The organism is Flavobacterium cauense R2A-7, from assembly GCF_000498475.1.
GTDB lineage: Bacteria > Bacteroidota > Bacteroidia > Flavobacteriales > Flavobacteriaceae > Flavobacterium > Flavobacterium cauense.
In genome coordinates, this window is the sequence record NZ_AVBI01000012.1 from 372,065 (window position 1) to 392,975 (window position 20,911).

Here is a 20,911-nt window from a genome sequence, read left to right on the forward strand (position 1 = left end):
ATCTTTCACTTGCAAAAATCGCGATTATTCTTAAAAAAAGTTACTTTTTAAACAAAACCGACTTCACTTTTTCCATGAATGTTTTGGGTTTTTCCACCTCCATATAACCGCTGCCATAAGCTCCATAACCGTAACCGTAGCCATAGCCGTAACCATAACCGTATTTGGCTCTGCTCTCAAAATCATTAAGTACGATACTGATATTATGTAACTCACCGCGTTTGTGTTTTTCATTTACGATTGACAACATTCCTTTTTTCGTGAAGTTTTGTCGGGTTACATACAAAGTGGCATCACAATATTGTGCCAATTCCAAAGCATCAGCAACCAAACCTACCGGCGGCGTATCCAGAATAATGTATTCGTATTGCCCTTTCAGTTCTTCAATCATTTCGCGCATCGAATCCCCTAGAATCAATTCTGATGGATTGGGAGGAATAGGACCCGAAGTAATTACATCAAGATGCGGAATATGAGTGCTTTGAATGATTTCCCGCAATGTTTTCTGTCCAATCAGATAGTTCACCGCACCAATATTGTTTTCGATACTGAAATCGCCAAAAATTCTAGGTTTTCGCAAATCCAAACCTACGATAACGGTTTTCTTTTCGCTCAAAGCAAAAACCGTAGCCATATTGATAGAGCAAAAGGTTTTTCCTTCACCACCCACGGAAGAGGTCAGCATCAATATTTTGGTACTGTCTCCTTTTTGTTTTTTATACAAATACTGCAAAGAAGAGCGGATGGCTCTGAAAGATTCGGCCAATGGTGATTTTGGTTTCTCAAATACCGAAAGGTTGTTGGTCGTATTTTTCTTGCCAACCACTCCAATAATCGGAATCCTGGTAAGTTTTTCGATATCATCTGTAGTATGAATACTGTTGTCCAGAATCGTAATTACAAAAGCAATAACCAAAGGAATGAGTATCCCCAGCAACAATGCCAAAATATAATTCACACTGGTTTTGGGACCGAGTAGTCCTCCTCCGGTATCCTTAGCGGTATCGATAAATTCAATATCCGATACGTTGGCCGCTTTTACAATATCCGCTTCACTTCTTTTTTGAAGAAAGGTATTGTAAATGTTGTCGCTTAAATCGTATTTCCGTGTGATTTTAAGTAATTCCTGTTGTTCTTCCGGTAATTTTTTTACCGTACTTTCTATCTCTCCGATATTGCGGTTTGCCAATGACAAATCATATTGCAAAGCGCCTTTTGCGGTATTGATATTTTCCAAAAGAACGCGTTTTACCGCATCCATTTCCTTATCAAACTCCTTAAACATTTTTTCGCTTTTTACAGAATACGCCATTTGAGAACGCTCCGTGGAAAGCAAAATCAGTTTGGAAACATTACTGATTACATTCGGATCTTCAATACCGGCAACTGTTGGCGCCGGCAGTTTAGAATAATCATTACTGCCTCGCAGGTAACTGCTTAAGGAATTATAATAGGCAATTTTTCTAAGAATAGCGTCTCTTTCAACATCAAAACTAGTCAGCCGTTCCGTTAATTTTTCACCTCCGGCTTCCAATTCGAATACATTTTTATCTTTTCGGAAGTCTTTTAATTCTTTTTCAGTATCTTTTATCTGACCTTCCATTGCCAACAAGGTACTGTCGATAAACGAAATTGTGTTGATGGCAAAAAGGTTTTTACTGTCGAGTTGTTTCTTTTTAAGAACCTCAACGGTGGTATTGAGATAATCGACCAGTCTTTTTTTATTGGTCCCCTGTAAATCCAAACGAATGATAGACCCGGCTTTGGCATCGGCATCAACATTAATACTTTTATATCGGGCTACCGTTCCGTCAAAATCATTAAAACGGATGAAATATTCGTTTCCGGTATACATTCCGGCATCAGGAAGAATAAACAATTTGAAATTTAAAAAAGGTAAATCAACCTTGTCCCCTACCTTGAATTTCTTTGTATAGGTTCCGCTTTGGACATTTGCATTATCCACTCTGTTAACCGCATAGATATAAGTTCCGACAGAAGTGTTTTCAAAATTCACACTTATCTGATATTCGGTATCGCTTAAAAACTTAATCTGAATCGGTATACCTGCCAGTTGTTCCCTTGTTTTATCAATCTGAACATAGAAAGGCACCTCTCCGTATGCATCCGTTAAGTTGTACTTCCCTTGTTTTAAATAATCAATATAATAATTCAGTTTGTCTACAACCAGCTCATTGTGCGACCTGGATTTTAAGGCTGTAATTATAGTTTGTACCTTATCAGACGTTCCACCCCAATTGAAAACCAAACTGGTATTGGAAGTAAAAAAAGGATTATTTTCATCTTTAACCACAATTGAAGCATCCATCCCATATATTTTCTCTTTTCGGATGTTGACCTGATAAGCAACTGTAAATGTTATGATTAACGCAAGTAGAAACCACTTCCAATAGCTCAGAATTTTTACAAAAAACCCTTTAAAATCAAAACTGTTCTGGTTTTCTAAAAAGGAAAAGTCTTTAATATCTAACATACCATTCGTTTATAGATTTTTAAGCAGTAAAAAAGTAGTGGTAACCAATGACAAAGCCGTGATGATTGTTGCTACCGACTGAGTTCCGGTTGTTCCGGTTCCCCAAGATTTTTGCTTTAAAGGCTTAACATAGATGTAATCATTGGGCTGAATATAATAATAGGGCGACTGCATGGTTTTACTGTCAGTCAAATCAATGGTATGCATTTCCGTGCCATGAGGATATTGACGTATAATAGTCACTTCCTTTCGGTTACCAGTCATGGTAATGTCTCCGGAATTCGCAATGGCTTCCATTATGGTTGCTTTGTCCTGATACAAAACATTGGTTCCGGGTTTCTGAATCTCACCATTAACCGTATATCGTAGTCCCGCTAACTTAACCGTAACAAAAATATTGGCTTCTTTTTTAAAATAATCGTCTAAGAGTTGTTTTTCAATCTTTATCCTGATTTCATCCAATGTAAACCCCAAAACATTAACTTCTCCCAAAACCGGGATACGGATATTTCCATGATCATCAACAGTGAATCCGTTAAAATAAATGCTTTGTTCCGTTTGCGTTTGAGCTCCTTCCGTTTCAACAGGATTAAACATCGCAACCAATTTTTGATCCAACGCTTTAATCTTTATATCGAGAATGTCATTTACCTGCAAACGATACGGTTTACTAACTATAGGATTTACCGTTACCGACAAACTGTCCTGTTTGGTATTCTGAAGGTAAACCAAATCCTTGTTCGGGATACAGGAAACGGCTGAAAATGCAATTATTATAAGTAAAAGAAAAAGGCTTTTATTCATTATTCGTATTTTAAAAAAACAAATATAGTTTTTCAATTGATAATTTTAAACTTATTGGACGATATTAAACCAAAAACTGAGCTTTACATGTTTTTTATCGAATTTTCAAACGGAATACGATGCAGTAAACTACGACCGAGGGTAACTTCATCCGCATATTCCAATTCGTCGCCAATGGCAATACCTCTCGCAATCGCAGAAGTGGTGACACCATACTCTTTAATCTGTTTGTAAATATAAAAATTGGTGGTATCGCCTTCCATAGTGGAGCTAAGGGCAAAAATTACCTCTTTCACACGTCCTGATTTTACTTTATCCACCAAAGAATTAATATTCAGTTGGCTGGGTCCAACACCATCAATCGGGGAAATTTTCCCTCCCAAAACATGATACAATCCTTTAAAAATCCCTGTATTTTCCAAAGCCATTACGTCCCGAATATCTTCCACGACGCAAACTACTGAAGTATCCCTGGAAGGATTGGCGCAAATTTCACAGACATCCACATCGGAAATATTATGACATTCCCGGCAAAATTTTATCTCCTCCCGCATTTTTAATAAAGCCGAGGCAAACAACTCGGTTTGTTCTTTTGGCTGCTTTAACAGATGAAGTACCAAACGTAATGCCGTACGTTTACCGATTCCAGGTAATTGTGCCATTTCGTTAACGGCTCGTTCTAAAAGTTTTGAAGAAAATTCCATGATACAAAAGTAATTAATTTGAAAATGAACCAATTTGAAAATTTGAAGATTATTTGTGTAAATTGGCACATTAAATTTCAAACAATGACATCGGCAACCATACTCACCATTATTATCATTTATTTCGGAGTTCTGATCCTGATTTCCAACATCGTAAGCAAAAAAGACCACAGCAACGATACTTTTTTCAAAGCGAACAAAAATTCAAAATGGTATCTGGTAGCTTTCGGTATGATTGGCACTGCGCTATCGGGGGTGACTTTCATTTCTGTTCCGGGTGAAGTAGGAAATCCTGATTTGCAGTTCAAATACTTTCAATTTATTCTGGGAAACGCCATCGGATTTCTTATCATCGCCAAAGTGCTGCTGCCCTTGTACTACAGAATGAATCTTACCTCAATTTACGGTTATATCGAACAACGACTGGGAACCATCAGTTATAAAACTTCGGCAATTATTTTCTTAATCAGCAGAACAATCGGTTCGGCTTTTCGATTATATTTGGTTGTAATTGTACTGCAACGCTATGTTTTTGACGATTTCAATGTGCCTTTTGCGGCAACTGTCCTGATTTCACTTGGTCTGATTTTTGCCTACACCTATCGCGGCGGACTGAAAACCATTATTATAACCGACACCCTGCAGACCTTTTTTCTGGTTTCCTCCGTTTTCCTGACAATTATTTTCGTTTGCAGAAGTCTTGATTTTAGTGCCATTGAAGCTTTTGAAGCGGTCAAAAACAGTAATTATTCCAAAATATTTTTCTACGAAGATTATCTGAAAGGCAACTATGTCATCAAACAAATTCTGGGCGGAATCTTTGTAACGATTGCCATGGTGGGATTGGATCAGGATTTAATGCAAAAAAACCTGAGTTGCAAAAACATCGGTGAAGCACAAAAAAATATGTTCACGTTTACGGCAATTTTCGTACTGATTAACATTTTCTTCCTAAGTGTTGGTGCGCTACTGTATATGTATGCCGAGAAAAATGGCGTAGCCATCCCAATGGTGGACGGTATTGCCCGAACCGATTACCTTTTCCCGGAAATCGCTTTCAAACATTTAAGTATGATTCCGGCCGTAATCTTTCTTCTAGGATTGACAGCAGCTACTTTCGCCACAACTGATTCGGCTTTAACCGCATTGACAACCTCTTTTTGTGTGGATTTCCTGGGAATGGACAAAGCCGAAAATGCAAATAACCTAAAAACAGTTAAAACAAGACATTTTGTACACCTTGCATTTTCATTTTTAATGTTCTTGGTAATTTTGGTTTTCAATTCGCTGAATGACAAATCGGTAGTAACCATGATTTTCACAGTCGCCGGTTACACCTACGGACCGCTTTTGGGATTGTACGGATTTGGCCTTTTCATAAAGTCAAAAACCGTTACCGACAAACTTGTACCGATTGTTTGTATCATGTCACCGCTGATCACGTATTTCATCAATACCAATTCGAAAGAATGGTTTGGCGGTTATGTGTTCTCGTTTGAAATCATCATTCTTAACGGACTAATAACGCTGATTGGTTTATTATTAATCAGCAAACCGGCCACAGGACAGACTCATTTTTAGAATTGATTGGTACTGAGTAGAACCAAGGTACAGGCTACTTCACTTTTAATGTTATTTGCTTTTAACAACTGATAAAATTCGGGATTTTCAGTTCCGGGATTGAAGATGACACGTTTTGGTTTCAATCCGATAATGTAGTTATAATAGTCGCGCTGGCGTATCGGATTCAGATATAAAGTAACCGTATCGATATTTTTTAACGGAATTTGTTTGGTTTGAATTTTTACACCGGCAACTTCGCCTTCATTTTGGCCAATTGCAACCACAGGATGCTCTTTTTCAACCAGTTTGTTTATAGCGATAAATGCATAACGTTCCGGTTTTGTAGTGGCTCCAAGCACTAAAGTCTTCTTTGTTCTCATCCTGTTTTTAAATTTCTTTCAAAATTACGCATTTTTATTCGAATTCAATTTCGTACATTAGTTTTCAACAAAGGTTAAATAACCTTTCCTTAATTTTTATTTTACGCTTTCAAGCCTACAGTCACATTAATTTTGCAACAAAACCAATGGAATTATTTGTTTACATTTTCGCCGCCGTATTTTCAGTATTAAACCCTTTAGGAGCCGTTCCGGTATTTGTTGGATTAACACAGCACGACAGCAATGCCGAACGTTCCAGAACCTCACTTTGGACTGCTATCAACGTTTTTATCATATTAATCATCTCTTTTTTCATTGGGGAATATGTCTTGAAATTCTTCGGAATCAGTATTGATGCCTTGCGTATTGCCGGAGGAATGGTCATTGTAAGTTCCGGTTTTGCCTTATTAAGCGGAAAATTCGGAAAAACACGTGGCGTGAACAAAAAAGTAGCCAGCGATGCCCAAAAGAGAAATGACATCGCCCTGACGCCGCTTGCCATTCCAATGCTTGCCGGGCCGGGTTCCATATCCTTATTAATCGCTTTTTATCAGGATTTCCCAAAAGCATCCGATAAAGCAATTGTATGTGGCGCCATTTTAGCCGTAGCACTTGCCATTTTTATCATTTTAAGAAGCGCCCATTATTTATCCCGAATCTTAGGAGCTTCCGGTATCGTAGCCATTTCGAGAATTATAGGATTTATTGTCATTGCTATTGGCGTACAATACATTAGCGTTTCCGTAGTAAACATCTTCAAGACGATTTAACAATTGTTGCACTTCCCTTTTTTGTACCTTTAAAGAAAAAGGAAGCCATGAAAATCTTACTTACCGGTGCCAATGGTTATGTTGGAAGACGACTGCTTCCCGAATTACTGGCTCAGGGTCACGAAATAACTTGTGCCGTAAGGGACAAATCGCGTTTGGGTTTAGACAAAGAATCACTTTCAAAAATAACGATTTGGGAAGTCGATTTTTTGTCAGAACCCGATTTTACAAACCTTCCCAATACTATTGACGTAGCGTATTATCTGATCCACTCCATGACGTCATCTACCGAAAACTTTGACAAACTGGAAGCTACTACCGCTGAGAATTTCAACACCTACATGAATGAAATCAAAACAAAACAAGTAGTCTACCTCAGTGGCATAGTCAACAACAAAACCTTATCCAAACACCTTATTTCCCGAAGAAATGTCGAAAAAATATTATACGGCGGAAAATTCAATCTTACGGTTTTAAGAGCCGGGATTGTGGTAGGCTCCGGAAGTGCTTCTTTTGAAATCATTCGGGACTTATGTGAAAAATTACCGGTAATGATTACCCCAAAATGGGTACTCACCAAAACACAACCTATTGCCATTCGGGATGTCATCAAATATCTAATCGGCGTGCAACTCCGCGAAGATTGTTACAACCAATCCTTCGACATAGGCGGTCCCGATGTACTGACTTACAAACAAATGCTCCAACAGTATGCCAAAACCCGCGGGTTTAAAAACTGGATTTTTACGGTTCCGGTCATGACTCCTAAGCTTTCCTCGTATTGGCTCTATTTTGTAACCTCGACTTCCTATAAATTGGCCGTAAATTTGGTGGACAGCATGAAAATTGAAGTCATAAGCAAAGACAACCGTTTGCAAAAAATGCTGAATATCACTCCCATTCCCTATACCGAAGCCATAAAACTGGCTTTTAAAAAAATCGAACAAAATCTGGTTGTTTCCAGCTGGAAAGACAGCTTGGTGAGCGGACGGTTCAAGCACAATTTATCAGAATTCATTCAGGTACCCACATTTGGTTGTCTGAGAGATTATCAGAAAATTAAAATACGAAATACGGAAAACGCTTTAAATAACATCTGGAGTATTGGTGGCAAAAAAGGATGGTACTACGGCAGTTGGATGTGGGAAATAAGGGGTTTTATCGATAAGATTTTTGGAGGCGTAGGTTTACGAAGAGGGCGTACGGATCCAAATCATTTAGACAATGGTGACGCTTTGGATTTTTGGAGAGTCCTTTTGGCCGATAAAGAAAAAAAACGATTGCTTTTATTCGCCGAAATGCGTTTACCCGGAGAAGCTTGGCTTGAATTCAGAATAGACGAAAATAATGTTTTACACCAAACCGCGACTTTCAGGCCGAAAGGATTGTGGGGAAGATTGTATTGGTACGCGATGCTCCCCTTTCACTATTTTATTTTTGGAGGAATGCTGAAGAACATCGCCAATAACAACGTATAAAAAAAGACCTCAAATTGAGGTCTTTACATAAGTATTTGAATCGGTTTATTCTTCTTCTTTTGGTAAAAACACTTCCGCCATCATGCAACGCGCACTTCCGCCACCGCAAGCCTCGATAGTATCCAAACTGGAGCTTAAAATTTCACAATGTTTTTCCAAGGTTGCAATTTGTGCCGGCGTTAGGCTTTGATGTGCCGATGAACTCATTACCAAATAACGTTTGTCGTTGGCACCACGCACCTGCAACATGTTTCCTGCAAAATTATTTACCTGATCTTCCGTAATTAAAACGATTTCTTTTCCGTCGGATTTCAGGCAATCCAAAACCATTTTTCGTTCTTTTTTGTCGTCAATACAATCCGCACAGATTACCGCGAACGTTTCTCCCAAACACATCATTACATTGGTATGATAAATATGTTTACGCTCGCCATTTACGGTTTGAAACGCTTCAAAAATCACAGGGTTCATTTCGAAATCTTCACAGAATTCAATCATCAGTTCTTCATTCGCTCTTGGTGAAAGCGCACAATACGCTTTTATATTAGCACGATCTAACAGCAAACTTCCGGTTCCTTCCAAGAAAAGACCGTCTTCTTCCGCAGAACTATAATCTACGATCTGCTCGATATGAAACCCGTGTTCTTCCAGAATATCCAGAATATCTTCTCTTCGCTCCAAGCGACGGTTTTCAGCAAACATCGGATACAAAGCCACATCCCCGTTTTCATGGAAAGAAATCCAGTTGTTCGGAAAAATGCTGTCGGGCGTATCTGGATTCACCGTATCATCCACCACAATAACGTTTACGCCTACATTTCGCAATTTAGTTACGAATGTATCGAATTCTTCCTGTGCTTTTGCGTTTACGGTTGCCGGCAATAAATTATCCAAAACTTTCTGGTAATAATTGTTTACAGCCGTTTGTTCGTTCATTCGGAACGCTACCGGACGAATCATCAATATGGTATTGGTCGTTTGTCTCATAATTTAATCTCTTATTAAAGGTAAAGTGGAACAACGTAAAAGTCCTTCCTGTTTGGCAATTTCAGCATACGGGATTTCTTCCACAGTGATTCCTTTGCTACGCAACCAGTTGTTTAATCGCGTAAAATTTCTTTCGGAAACCACCACATCGGGAGCAATCGAAAACACATTGGAATTCATATGGTACATTTCTTCTCTTTCGATATGAAACAGATTTTCCATTCCGAAAAGGTTTACCAAAAACATATAATCGGCTTCTTCGCGGAAACCGCTTTTGTAAATGATACCTTTATCAGTTCCCACCGGCTGAAAACAACAATCCAGATGCAAAGCATTATCCCGTGGTTCAATTTTGGATTTTACCAAATCGAATTCCTTTACAATTTTATGCGGAAATAACTCTTTGATATACTTTACACCTTCCATGTTTGTACGGGCGGTGATATAATCTTTATAATCGCTTCCTTTATAGGTTCCGATGAAAACATACTCATTCCACACCATCACATCACCACCTTCCACATGTACTTCATCCGGAGGGCGTACCACTTTTTTGGGATCAATCTGATCGATTACGTATTGAATCGCATCCAGTTCACGCTCGCGATCGGGTAAAATATTGGCTTTGATAAAAACATCATCAATTACAAATCCGATGTCGCGGGAAAAAATCTGGTTGTAGTTTTCGATGATTTCCGGACGATATACTTTTACATCGTATTTCTGAAACACCTGATTGAAGGCTTCCATCTCCTTTACCATATCAGCCTCTATCGGATAGGTTCCTGCCTTGATGTGTTCTAATGATTTCGGATCGTAAGCTTCCTCTATTGTTGGCGTTGGACCGTTACTGACTGCAGTCCCTAAAACAACTGCTCTTAATCTTGAAGTTTCGTTTTTTACATTTAACTGTAACATAGCTTTTGGCTTTTGACAAATATAGAAAAAGGGCTCCGATAAACGAAAAACTTCCTCAAAAATAACTCCTTCCAAACAATAACACACAGAGATTCAGATTTTTAAAACATTAATTTAATCACAATTTGACATACTATAAGTTAATTCTTAATTGTTTTTTGATTAAATTTGATAAAAATCAAAACATTATGGGATTATCAAGTTTTTTTAGTTCACTTTTCGGCAAAGCAAAACAAAGTGCCGAAGGTTTAGGGGAAAATGTCTCCAATATGGCCGACACAGCCGTGGATAAAGTAGAATCGTTTGCCAAAGAAGCTTCAGAAAAAGTGGCGGATGTTGCAGAAAACGCCGCAAACAAACTGGAAGAAATGGGCGTTCCGGACAAGGTAAACGAATTCATTGAAACCGCAAAAGAGAAAGCGTCACAAGCAGCGGATTGGGCCGAAGACAAAGCACACGATGCCAAAGAAGCACTTTCTGAGGTTGTAGATAAAGTGGAAGACAAAATCGACCATTTAACCGGAAAAGCTTCTGAAGCGGAAAATGCTATTGAAAATAAAGCGGCAGAAGTAAAAGAAACGGTATCGGATGTAGCAGCCAAAGTCGAAAACAAGGTTGAAAATGCTGCTGAAGATGTTTCTGACGCTGCAGAGGAAGAAAAACCGGCGGAATAGTTTGGTTTAGCAATAAAAAAGTCCCGAAAAAATCGGGACTTTTTTATTCAATAATTTTATAATTATCTTTCATTCATCGGTTTGAAAGGACGCAACGGTGCCCCAACATAAACCTGACGCGGGCGACCGATTGGTTCTTTGTTCACGCGCATTTCTTTCCACTGAGCAATCCATCCCGGAAGACGACCGATAGCGAACAATACGGTAAACATATCCGTTGGAATTCCTAAAGCACGGTAAATAATTCCGGAATAGAAATCTACGTTTGGATATAAGTTTCTTGATTTGAAGTATTCGTCTTGTAAAGCCGACTCTTCTAATTTTTTAGCGATATTAAGGATTGGATCGTTAACACCTAACTCTGCCAATACTTCATCCGCTGCTTTTTTGATGATTTTCGCTCTCGGATCGAAGTTTTTGTACACACGGTGACCGAAGCCCATCAAACGGAAAGGATCGTTTTTATCTTTGGCTTTCGCTAAGAATTTATCCGCATCACCACCATCTTTTTGGATTTCTTCCAACATTTCCAACACTGCTTGGTTAGCACCACCGTGAAGCGGCCCCCAAAGCGCAGAAACTCCTGCTGAAATCGAAGCAAATAAACCCGCATGAGAAGAACCCACCATTCTTACTGTTGAAGTAGAACAGTTTTGTTCGTGATCCGCATGAAGGATAAACAATTTATCCAACGCATTCACCACAACCGGATTGATTTTGTAAGGCCCTGTTGGCAATTCAAACATCAAACGCATGAAGTTCTCTACATATCCTTTGGTATTATCGTAATAATTTAAAGGGAAACCAGAGCTTTTTCTGTACGTCCAAGTTGCTAAAACAAGAAATTTACCCATCGTTTTACAAACCGCCTCATACATTTCTTTTTCGTTTTCAACATTTACCACTTTAGGGTTGAATGCTGTTAACGCACTTGTCAATGAAGACAACACGCCCATTGGGTGCGCCGTTTTAGGAAAACCATCAATGATGTTTTTCATTTCCTCATTAACCAAAGTGTATTTATGAATATCTTTTTCAAATTGCGCTAACTGAGCTGCAGTTGGCAATTCTCCAAAAATCACTAAATAAGATACCTCCAAAAAATTAGCTTTTTCTGCTAAGTCTTCAATGGCATATCCTCTGTAACGAAGGATTCCTTCTTCACCATCAAGAAAAGTGATTTCACTTTGACAAGATCCTGAGTTTTTATAACCCGGGTCTAATGTAATTGCTCCGGTAGCAGCACGTAGCTTCTCAATATCGATAGCAACCTCATTCTCACTTCCCACAATAACCGGAAATTCATATTTGTTGCCATCAATTTCTAATATTGCAGTTTTCGACATTTGTATTAGGAATTAAATGTAATTATTTTTGTTCAAGGCGAATTTAAGAAATTACATTCGAATTAAAAAGAAAATACCACAATGAAATCGTTAATAATTAGATAAATTTCAAATTGGTTTTAAGTGATTTCTAAACAGATAAAATAAATGTTTGAAAATTAATCAATAAAACCGCAAACTCCAGAAACCATTCCACTCCTCTTTTAGTTTTGCACTTAAAAAAACATTTGTTATTTTCTTACAATTCTTAACAAAATCACAAACATCAACAAAACTCAAGACCTTAAACATTAGAGCAATAACCATAATTGTAGTAATTTTGCAGTAACATATTTCTCATCATACAAACTTCAGGTTCGTATTGTTTTAAATGAAAAGCAATCCAAAATGAATGTTCTGAAATCACATCTTGCCTTGTACTTCATTTTTGGAATCCTGTACTTTCTTTCCACTCTTATGAATTGGACGTACTTGTCTTATGCTGCAAAACCTTTATTTATAGGCGCCATTTCTTTTTATTACATCGAAGAGAGCAAATCGCCCCTAAATTATTACAATTGTTCCATTTTAACTTTATTGTTTTTCTCCGGCGTAATCAATTTACTGGAAGGATACAATTATTTACTGTATGTGGTATTCTTTAATTTTCTAGCCTATTGTTTGTTGCTGTTTCAACTGATTAAAAAATTAATCCAAGAGAGACCAAGCACTATTGAAAAGGGAAATTTCTTATCCGTCCTAATAATACTCCTCTTTCTAACCTGCGTTCTTTACATCTCCTCGTTCATTGTTTTCGACCGTTCTTTCGAATGGTTCAAAGTAATACTGGTTTACGGTTTTGCGTTATGCTCTTTTGTACTGGCCGCTACACTAACCTACCTATCAGCACCCAATCCCAAGAACACTTTTCTCATACTTTACGCTTTAGACATCATTATTTGCGAACTCTTTTACGGCATTTACCACTACTATTATCAGGTAGCACTCCTTAGATTTACAAGCATTCTGTGCTATATAATTTCATTTTACCTCTTAGCCCATTACTTTTTAAAAGAAAACAACAACTCTGTGGCTAAGTAATTTATTTTTCTGCTTCGATGCATTTACTTTTTGCCATGATGCATTTACTTTTTGCATTGTTGCATTTACTCTTTACATCGACACATTCATTTTCCGCATCGACACATTTATTTTCTGAATCTACGCACTTACTTTTTTTATCGGCGCACTTAGTTTCCGCAATAGTGCAACTTCTTTTTTCGAACGCGCATTCATTATCTCTACAAACCATTCTGATGTCAATATCGGTTATCGCAAATAAAAAACACCCGTTAACCTAAGTAATCTAACGGGTGCCAGAATATCTCTTGAAAAAATTATTTCACTTTAAATGCTCTTTCTTTTGGAAAGTACGCTACTTCAGCCAACTCTTCTTCAATTCGCAACAACTGATTGTATTTTGCCATACGGTCCGAACGGGAAGCCGAACCTGTTTTGATCTGACCACAGTTTAATGCCACTGCCAAGTCAGCAATAGTATTGTCTTCAGTTTCTCCCGAACGGTGTGACATTACCGAAGTGTATCCTGCATTGTGCGCCATGTTCACCGCTGCAATCGTTTCGGTTAAAGTTCCGATTTGATTTACTTTGATTAAGATGGAATTCGCGATATTTTGCTCGATTCCTTGAGAAAGACGCTGTACGTTGGTTACAAACAAATCATCTCCTACTAATTGAACTTTATCACCGATTTTCTCGGTTAAGTATTTCCAGCCCGCCCAGTCATCTTCGTACATACCGTCTTCGATAGAAATAATCGGATATTTCGCTGCCAATTCTGCCAAATAATCCGCTTGTTCTTCTGAGGTTCTGATTTTTCCGGTTTCGCCTTCAAATTTCGTGTAATCGTATTTTCCGTTTACATAGAATTCAGAAGCGGCACAGTCTAAGGCAATCATTACATCACCACCGAAAGTATATCCGGCATTTTCAACCGCCAATTTGATGGAATCCAAAGCATCTTCGGTTCCTCCGGCTAAGTTCGGTGCAAAACCTCCTTCATCCCCTACAGCAGTAGAAAGGTTTCTGTCGTGTAATACTTTTTTCAGGTTGTGGAAAATTTCCGTACCCATTTGCATGGCGTGCGTGAAGTTTTGTGCTTTTACCGGCATAATCATAAATTCCTGAAACGCGATAGGCGCATCGGAATGTGAACCACCATTGATAATGTTCATCATCGGAACCGGAAGGGTATTAGCAGAAACACCGCCAACATAACGGTACAATGGCATTCCCAATTCGTTAGCCGCCGCTTTTGCCACTGCCAATGAAACACCAAGAATAGCATTCGCCCCTAAATTCGATTTGTTTGGCGTACCGTCCAATTCAATCATCATTTTGTCAATCGCGTTTTGTTCAAAAACCGACATACCCACCAATTCGGCCGCAATAGTCGTATTTACGTTTTGAACCGCTTTTAAAACGCCTTTACCCATGAATGCTTTTCCGCCGTCGCGTAATTCCACTGCTTCGTGTTCGCCGGTGGAAGCTCCTGAAGGAACTGCAGCTCTTCCTAAAATACCGTTTTCCGTAACTACATCTACTTCTACGGTTGGGTTTCCTCTTGAATCTAATATTTGTCTTGCGTGAACTTTGATAATCATGCTCATAATACTGTCTTTTATTTGCTATCGCCTGGGCGAATTATTTTTTACTTTCTTTGATATTGTCAACAAATTGATCGAATAAATAACGGGCATCGTGTGGACCCGGACTTGCTTCCGGATGGTATTGTACCGAAAAAACCGATTTGTTTTTCATGCGCATTCCTGCAACCGTTCCGTCATTTAAATGCAAATGGGTGATTTCGAAATCCGGATGTTTTTCCAATTCTTCGCGCACTACGGCGAAACCGTGATTTTGAGAGGTGATTTCACCGCGATTGGTTAGTACGTTCATTACCGGGTGATTGATACCACGGTGACCGTTGAACATTTTATAGGTAGAAATCCCGTTTGCCAACCCGATAATCTGATGTCCTAAACAAATTCCGAATACCGGTTTGTTTTCTGCAATAATCTGTCTGGCTACTTCCTGTACTTCTTTCAAAGGCTCCGGATCACCAGGACCATTGGACAAGAAATACCCGTCAGGATTGAATGCTTTTAAGTCTTCGAAACTGGTATTGTACGGAAATACTTTTACGTAACAATTTCTTTCCGCCAAACATCTAAGGATATTGGTTTTGATTCCCAAATCTAAAGCAGCAACTTTATAGGTTGCGTTTTCATCCCCGAAGAAATAAGGTTCTTTAGTGGAAACAGTCGAAGCCAATTCCAAACCTTTCATATTGGGAACATTTGCCAATTGTTTTTTCAGTTCTTCTAAAGAAGTTCCGTCGGTACAAATTACCGCATTTTGTGCACCATTGTCACGGATATACGCTACCAAAGCTCTGGTGTCGACATCGGAAATTGCAATGAGGTTTACTTTTTGAAAGTACTCTAACAAACTGCCTTCTGCATCAGGTCTGGAATAGTCAAAACTAAAGTTTTTACAAACCAAACCGGCAATTTTGATTCCATCGGAATCGGTTTCATCGGCATGAACACCGTAATTTCCAATGTGTGCGTTGGTCGCCACCATAATTTGTCCGTAGTAAGACGGATCGGTAAAAATCTCCTGATACCCTGTCATTCCCGTATTGAAGCATACTTCGCCGAATGTTTTTCCTTCAATCCCGATAGATTTGCCGTAGAAAACCGTTCCGTCATTCAATAAAAGAATAGCTTGATTTCGATTTGAATATTTCATTTTGTAGTTGTGTTGTAAAAAGTTGTGCAAATTTAATTCAAATTCCTGCGTTAAAAAAATTTCGTTCAAAAGAAGCCAAAAGTTTTTCTTCAGCCCCGATGGGAGCGGCACCTTGTAGAGCGGACAGCGGGAACATGGCCGAACCGATTCCGTATGTTTTGCTCCCAAAAAACCAAAAAAAAAGGACAAACTGTAAAAGTCTATCCTTATTTTTTATTGAAGAATCAATTGTTTCATGATTATTCTGTAGCTTCAGTAGTTTCTGTAGCATCAGCTGCAGGAGCTTCCGGAGTTGCCTCAGCTTTTTTAGCTTTACCACGACGGGTAGTAGCTTTTTTCACTTCTTTTTTACCTCCGTTGTACAATTCGTTGAAGTCTACCAATTCAATCATTGCCATATCAGCGTTATCCCCTAAACGGTTTCCTAACTTGATGATACGAGTGTATCCACCTGGACGGTCTCCCACTTTCGCAGCAACTTCTCTGAACAACTCAGTAACACCGTATTTGTTTCTCAAGTAAGAGAAAACGATACGACGGTTGTGAGTAGTATCTTCTTTTGATTTTGTAATTAGCGGCTCTACGAATTGTTTTAAAGCTTTCGCTTTAGCAACTGTAGTATTAATACGCTTGTGTTCGATTAACGAACAAGCCATATTAGCAAGCATCGACTTTCTGTGACCAGTTTGTCTGCTTAAATGATTTACTTTTTTTCCGTGTCTCATGACCTAGTTTTTTAACCTTCATCTTGCTTCAATCCTCTAGGGAGCGCAAAATATGAAGTAATTTATTCTTTATCTAATTTGTATTTAGCCAAATCCATTCCGAAATTCAAACCTTTAACAGCAACTAATTCGTCTAACTCTGTTAATGACTTTTTACCGAAGTTACGGAACTTCATTAAATCATTTTTATTGAATGATACTAAATCGCCAAGTGTTTCAACTTCAGCCGCTTTCAAACAATTTAATGCTCTTACTGACAAGTCCATATCAACAAGCTTAGTTTTAAGCAATTGTCTCATGTGCAATGACTCTTCATCATATGATTCAGTTTGAGCAATTTCATCAGCCTCAAGTGTAATTCTTTCGTCAGAAAACAACATAAAGTGGTGAATCAATGTTTTAGCTGCTTCTGTCAAGGCATCTTTAGGATGAATTGAACCGTCAGTGATGATTTCGAAAACTAACTTTTCGTAGTCAGTTTTTTGTTCCACACGGAAGTTTTCAATTGAATATTTTACATTCTTTACCGGAGTATAGATAGAGTCTGTAAAAATAGTTCCTATTGCGGCATTTTGCTTTTTGTTTTCTTCAGCCGGTACATAACCACGACCTTTCTCGATAGTCAATTCCATATTAATGGTAATTTTACCATCAAGATTACAGATTACTAAATCTGGATTTAAAACCTGGAAACCGGAGATGTATTTTTGAAAATCACCTGCAGTTAATTGGTCTTTACCTGAGAAAGAGATAGAAACAGATTCGTTATCGATATCCTCAATCTGACGTTTGAAACGTACTTGCTTAAGGTTAAGGATAATTTCCGTAACATCTTCAACCACTCCAGAGATGGTAGAGAACTCATGCTCAACACCTTCGATACGTACTGAAGTAATTGCATAACCTTCCAAAGAAGAAAGCAAAACGCGTCTTAATGCGTTACCAACAGTCAATCCATAACCGGGCTCAAGAGGTCTGAATTCGAATTTACCTTCGAAGTCAGTTGAATCGATCATGATAACTTTATCGGGCTTTTGAAAATTAAATATTGCCATATTTATTTCGACTGATGTCTAATTATTATTTGTTGTACAACTCTACGATTAACTGCTCTTTAATGTTTTCCGGAATCTGAAGTCTTTGAGGTACAGAAACAAAAGTACCTTCTTTAGTATCATTATTCCAAGTAATCCATTCGTAAACAGCGCTAGAATTAGATAACGAACGTTCGATAGCCTCAAGAGATTTTGATTTTTCACGAACTGCAACTTTGTCACCTGGTTTAAGGTGGTAAGACGGGATATTTACATTTTCACCGTTTACAGTTACGTGTCTGTGAGCTACGATTTGACGAGCCGCACGACGAGAAGGAGCAATACCCATTCTGTACACTACGTTGTCTAAACGCGATTCACAAAGTTGTAAAAGGATTTCACCTGTTACACCTTTAGAGGCAGCTGCTTTTTCGAATAAGTTTCTGAATTGTTTTTCTAAAATACCGTACGTATATTTAGCTTTTTGCTTTTCCATTAACTGAACAGCGTATTCAGATTTTTTACCTCTCTTTTTTGCCAAACCATGTTGCCCTGGAGGGTAATTTCTTTTTTCGAAGGCTTTATCATCTCCGAAGATTGCTTCGCCAAATTTACGAGCAATTTTTGTTTTTGGACCAGTATATCTTGCCATTGCTAAAAATTAAAAAAGGTAGGGATTATGAATTCAGGTCTTATCCTCCGATAATCTTTTGTTCCTACCTTGGTTATACTATAAAATATTAAACTCTTCTTCTTTTTGGAGGACGACATCCGTTGTGCGGCATTGGAGTTACATCGATAATTTCGGTAACTTCAATTCCTCCGTTGTGAAGTGATCTGATGGCAGATTCTCTACCATTTCCTGGACCTTTAACGTAAACTTTTACTTTTTTAAGACCAGCTTCTAACGCTACTTTGCTACAATCTTCTGCGGCCATCTGAGCTGCATATGGAGTGTTCTTTTTAGAACCTCTAAAGCCCATTTTACCAGCTGAAGACCAAGAAATAACTTCACCTTTCTTGTTAGTTAACGAGATGATGATGTTGTTAAAAGTCGCATTAATATGTGCTTCGCCCGTTGATTCAACGATAACTTTACGTTTTTTTGTACTTGCCTTAGCCATACTACTACTTATTATTTAGTTGCTTTTTTCTTGTTAGCAACAGTTTTTCTTTTACCTTTTCTTGTTCTGGAATTGTTCTTAGTTCTTTGTCCTCTTAACGGAAGACCAGATCTGTGACGGATTCCTCTGTAACATCCGATATCCATTAAACGTTTGATGTTTAATGAAATTTCAGAACGCAATTCACCTTCAATTTTGAAATAAGAAACAGCATCACGGATTGCTCCGATCTCGTCATCATTCCAGTCTTGAACTTTTTTATCTTCGCTAACGTTAGCTTTTGCTAAGATATCTTTCGCTCTGCTACTACCAATTCCGAAGATATAGGTTAAAGCAATAACTCCTCTTTTGTTTTTTGGGATATCTACCCCTGCTATTCTTGCCATAATTATCCTTGTCTTTGTTTAAATCTAGGATTCTTTTTGTTTATAACGTATAATCTTCCTTTTCTACGCACGATAATGCACTCGGCACTTCTTTTTTTAACTGATGCTCTTACTTTCATTTTAATAGCCTTTAGTATCTATAAGTAATTCTTGCTTTTGACAAATCGTAAGGGCTCATTTCCAATTTCACTTTATCACCAGGTAATAATTTGATGTAATGCATTCGCATTTTACCGGAAATATGAGCAATTACTATATGTCCATTTTCTAATTCTACACGGAACATCGCATTTGACAATGCTTCAATGATTGATCCGTCTTGTTCTATTGCTGATTGTTTTGCCATAAAAATTAAGCTACTGCTTTTCTGTTCTTACCGCTTTTCATCAATCCGTCATAATGCTTATTCAGTAAATACGAATTGATTTGCTGAATAGTATCAATTGCAACTCCCACCATAATTAACAATGATGTTCCGCCATAAAACATTGCCCATCCTTGTTGAACTCCAATCAGACTTACCGCAATAGCTGGGAACACAGCAATCAAAGCAAGGAATAAAGAGCCCGGAAAGGTTAGTAATGACATGATTTTATCAAGATAATCACCTGTTTCCACACCCGGTTTTACACCTGGAATAAAACCTCCGCTACGCTTTAAATCGTCGGCCATTTTATTGGTAGGTACCGTAATCGCGGTGTAAAAGTAAGTAAAAATTATGATTAACAAAGCAAAAACTAAATTATACTGCCATCCAAAGATGTTTTGGAAGCTGGTAGTAATAGTCTGAGCGGCGTCTGAAGTAGACAAACCAGCTACTGCAGCAGGAATAAACATAATTGCCTGTGCAAAGATAATCGGCATAACTCCGGAAGCATTCAGCTTTAACGGAATCCACTGTCTGTTACCTCCCATTGCATCCTGTTCGAAATCACCCGCTGTAGTACGTCTTGCGTACTGAACCGGTATTTTTCTAACAGCCATAGTCAATAAGATACAAGCAATAATGATTAACAACCAAATGATTACCTCTATAACAATTAACATAGGTCCTCCGTTGTTTTCTGATACACGGGAAGAGAATTCCTGAATGAATGCCTGCGGCAAACGCGCTAAGATTCCAACCATAATCAACAACGAAATTCCGTTTCCGATTCCTTTATCAGTGATTTTTTCTCCCAACCACATTGCAAATATTGTCCCTGTAGTTAAAATAATTACAGAAGAGAATAAGAATGAGAAGGAACTGAATCCTAATAAGAATGCATCACCCGGTAATTGCTTGTACAGGTTATAGATATAACCAGGACCCTGCAATAAGGTAATACCGATTGTTAACCATCTTGTGATTTGGTTAATTTTCTTTCTACCACTTTCTCCGTCTTTTTGCAATTTTTGCAAATAAGGGATAGCAATACCCATTAATTGCACTACGATAGACGCAGAAATATATGGCATGATACCCAATGCAAATACAGATGCTTGCGAAAACGCACCACCTGTAAATACATTGATTAACCATCCTATACCTTGATCAGTTTGAGTCGATAAATTTTGCAATTTAGTAGCGTCAATCCCTGGTAAAGTTACCTGAGCACCGAAACGGTACACAACCAACATTCCTAAAGTAATTAAAATTTTATTTTTTAATTCTTCTATTTTCCAAACATTGACAAACGATTCTATAAACTTCTTCATCTTGGTATATTAG

22 protein-coding genes are annotated in these 20,911 nt (G+C 38.1%); 5 read left to right on the forward strand and 17 right to left on the reverse strand.

Annotation, left to right across the window (positions count from 1 at the left end):
* Positions 1–40 precede the first annotated feature (40 nt).
* The 3 genes from FCR2A7T_RS05550 to recR form a co-directional block, all read right to left on the reverse strand.
* Positions 41–2,494: an exopolysaccharide transport family protein gene (locus FCR2A7T_RS05550; RefSeq protein WP_023570305.1), complete on the reverse strand. Its 2,454-nt coding sequence runs from the start codon at positions 2,492–2,494 to the stop codon at positions 41–43.
* A 9-nt stretch (positions 2,495–2,503) separates the two neighbouring features.
* Positions 2,504–3,298, reverse strand: a complete 795-nt coding sequence (locus tag FCR2A7T_RS05555) for a polysaccharide biosynthesis/export family protein (protein WP_023570306.1) — start codon at positions 3,296–3,298, stop codon at positions 2,504–2,506.
* 83 nt (positions 3,299–3,381) lie between these two features.
* Complete coding sequence (gene recR, locus FCR2A7T_RS05560; protein ID WP_023570307.1) at positions 3,382–4,002, reverse strand: recombination mediator RecR; 621 nt, start codon at positions 4,000–4,002, stop codon at positions 3,382–3,384.
* 84 nt (positions 4,003–4,086) lie between these two features.
* Between recR and FCR2A7T_RS05565 the strand changes: the two genes are divergently transcribed.
* On the forward strand, positions 4,087–5,583 hold the full coding sequence (locus tag FCR2A7T_RS05565; RefSeq protein WP_035117563.1) for a sodium:solute symporter: 1,497 nt from the start codon (positions 4,087–4,089) through the stop codon (positions 5,581–5,583).
* On the opposite strand, the gene FCR2A7T_RS05570 is transcribed toward FCR2A7T_RS05565, so the two are convergent.
* Positions 5,580–5,945 carry a CoA-binding protein gene (locus FCR2A7T_RS05570; protein ID WP_023570309.1) on the reverse strand — a complete coding sequence of 122 codons (366 nt, stop codon included), beginning with the start codon at positions 5,943–5,945 and terminating at the stop codon, positions 5,580–5,582. The genes FCR2A7T_RS05565 and FCR2A7T_RS05570 overlap by 4 nt on opposite strands.
* 146 nt (positions 5,946–6,091) lie before the next feature.
* On the opposite strand from FCR2A7T_RS05570, the gene FCR2A7T_RS05575 reads away from it, so the two are divergent.
* Together FCR2A7T_RS05575 and FCR2A7T_RS05580 are read left to right on the forward strand one after the other, a co-directional pair.
* Positions 6,092–6,715, forward strand: coding sequence for a MarC family protein (locus FCR2A7T_RS05575; protein WP_023570310.1), 624 nt, complete (start codon positions 6,092–6,094; stop codon positions 6,713–6,715).
* A 47-nt stretch (positions 6,716–6,762) separates the two neighbouring features.
* Positions 6,763–8,193, forward strand: a complete 1,431-nt coding sequence (locus FCR2A7T_RS05580; protein ID WP_023570311.1) for an SDR family oxidoreductase — start codon at positions 6,763–6,765, stop codon at positions 8,191–8,193.
* A 45-nt stretch (positions 8,194–8,238) separates the two neighbouring features.
* Here FCR2A7T_RS05580 and ctlX read toward each other — a convergent pair whose 3' ends face one another.
* Together ctlX and FCR2A7T_RS05590 are read right to left on the reverse strand one after the other, a co-directional pair.
* A complete protein-coding gene (gene ctlX / locus FCR2A7T_RS05585) occupies positions 8,239–9,180 on the reverse strand; it encodes a citrulline utilization hydrolase CtlX (protein ID WP_023570312.1) in 942 nt (313 codons plus the stop codon).
* Positions 9,181–9,183: 3 nt separating this feature from the next.
* The gene (locus FCR2A7T_RS05590; RefSeq protein WP_023570313.1) at positions 9,184–10,098 is read right to left on the reverse strand and encodes a dimethylarginine dimethylaminohydrolase family protein; all 915 of its coding nucleotides are present in this window, start codon (positions 10,096–10,098) and stop codon (positions 9,184–9,186) included.
* A gap of 188 nt (positions 10,099–10,286) precedes the next feature.
* Here FCR2A7T_RS05590 and FCR2A7T_RS05595 point away from each other — a divergent pair, with 188 nt between their 5' ends.
* On the forward strand, positions 10,287–10,772 hold the full coding sequence (locus tag FCR2A7T_RS05595) for a hypothetical protein (protein WP_023570314.1): 486 nt from the start codon (positions 10,287–10,289) through the stop codon (positions 10,770–10,772).
* Between the two features lie 62 nt (positions 10,773–10,834).
* Here the strand turns inward: FCR2A7T_RS05595 and FCR2A7T_RS05600 are convergent, their stop codons facing one another.
* Complete coding sequence (locus tag FCR2A7T_RS05600; RefSeq protein WP_023570315.1) at positions 10,835–12,118, reverse strand: citrate synthase; 1,284 nt, start codon at positions 12,116–12,118, stop codon at positions 10,835–10,837.
* A gap of 387 nt (positions 12,119–12,505) precedes the next feature.
* Between FCR2A7T_RS05600 and FCR2A7T_RS15120 the strand changes: the two genes are divergently transcribed.
* Positions 12,506–13,198, forward strand: coding sequence for a hypothetical protein (locus tag FCR2A7T_RS15120; protein WP_023570317.1), 693 nt, complete (start codon positions 12,506–12,508; stop codon positions 13,196–13,198).
* Between the two features lie 296 nt (positions 13,199–13,494).
* Here the strand turns inward: FCR2A7T_RS15120 and eno are convergent, their stop codons facing one another.
* From eno to secY, 10 genes are all read right to left on the reverse strand, one after another.
* Positions 13,495–14,787, reverse strand: a complete 1,293-nt coding sequence (eno, locus tag FCR2A7T_RS05610; RefSeq protein ID WP_023570318.1) for a phosphopyruvate hydratase — start codon at positions 14,785–14,787, stop codon at positions 13,495–13,497.
* Between the two features lie 34 nt (positions 14,788–14,821).
* Positions 14,822–15,931 carry a glutamine-hydrolyzing carbamoyl-phosphate synthase small subunit gene (gene carA, locus FCR2A7T_RS05615; RefSeq protein WP_023570319.1) on the reverse strand — a complete coding sequence of 370 codons (1,110 nt, stop codon included), beginning with the start codon at positions 15,929–15,931 and terminating at the stop codon, positions 14,822–14,824.
* Between the two features lie 239 nt (positions 15,932–16,170).
* Positions 16,171–16,656 (reverse strand): 50S ribosomal protein L17, encoded by a 486-nt coding sequence (gene rplQ, locus FCR2A7T_RS05625; RefSeq protein ID WP_023570321.1) that lies wholly within the window; start codon positions 16,654–16,656, stop codon positions 16,171–16,173.
* Positions 16,657–16,718: 62 nt separating this feature from the next.
* Complete coding sequence (locus FCR2A7T_RS05630; RefSeq protein ID WP_035117417.1) at positions 16,719–17,711, reverse strand: DNA-directed RNA polymerase subunit alpha; 993 nt, start codon at positions 17,709–17,711, stop codon at positions 16,719–16,721.
* 25 nt (positions 17,712–17,736) lie between these two features.
* Positions 17,737–18,342: a 30S ribosomal protein S4 gene (rpsD, locus tag FCR2A7T_RS05635; RefSeq protein WP_023570323.1), complete on the reverse strand. Its 606-nt coding sequence runs from the start codon at positions 18,340–18,342 to the stop codon at positions 17,737–17,739.
* A gap of 88 nt (positions 18,343–18,430) precedes the next feature.
* Positions 18,431–18,814, reverse strand: a complete 384-nt coding sequence (gene rpsK, locus FCR2A7T_RS05640) for a 30S ribosomal protein S11 (RefSeq protein ID WP_023570324.1) — start codon at positions 18,812–18,814, stop codon at positions 18,431–18,433.
* An 11-nt stretch (positions 18,815–18,825) separates the two neighbouring features.
* Positions 18,826–19,200, reverse strand: coding sequence for a 30S ribosomal protein S13 (gene rpsM / locus FCR2A7T_RS05645; RefSeq protein WP_023570325.1), 375 nt, complete (start codon positions 19,198–19,200; stop codon positions 18,826–18,828).
* A gap of 2 nt (positions 19,201–19,202) precedes the next feature.
* On the reverse strand, positions 19,203–19,319 hold the full coding sequence (gene ykgO / locus FCR2A7T_RS14975) for a type B 50S ribosomal protein L36 (protein ID WP_002987490.1): 117 nt from the start codon (positions 19,317–19,319) through the stop codon (positions 19,203–19,205).
* A gap of 11 nt (positions 19,320–19,330) precedes the next feature.
* On the reverse strand, positions 19,331–19,546 hold the full coding sequence (infA, locus tag FCR2A7T_RS05650; RefSeq protein ID WP_007136545.1) for a translation initiation factor IF-1: 216 nt from the start codon (positions 19,544–19,546) through the stop codon (positions 19,331–19,333).
* Between the two features lie 5 nt (positions 19,547–19,551).
* Positions 19,552–20,898: a preprotein translocase subunit SecY gene (secY, locus tag FCR2A7T_RS05655; protein ID WP_023570326.1), complete on the reverse strand. Its 1,347-nt coding sequence runs from the start codon at positions 20,896–20,898 to the stop codon at positions 19,552–19,554.
* Between the last annotated feature and the right edge of the window lie 13 nt (positions 20,899–20,911).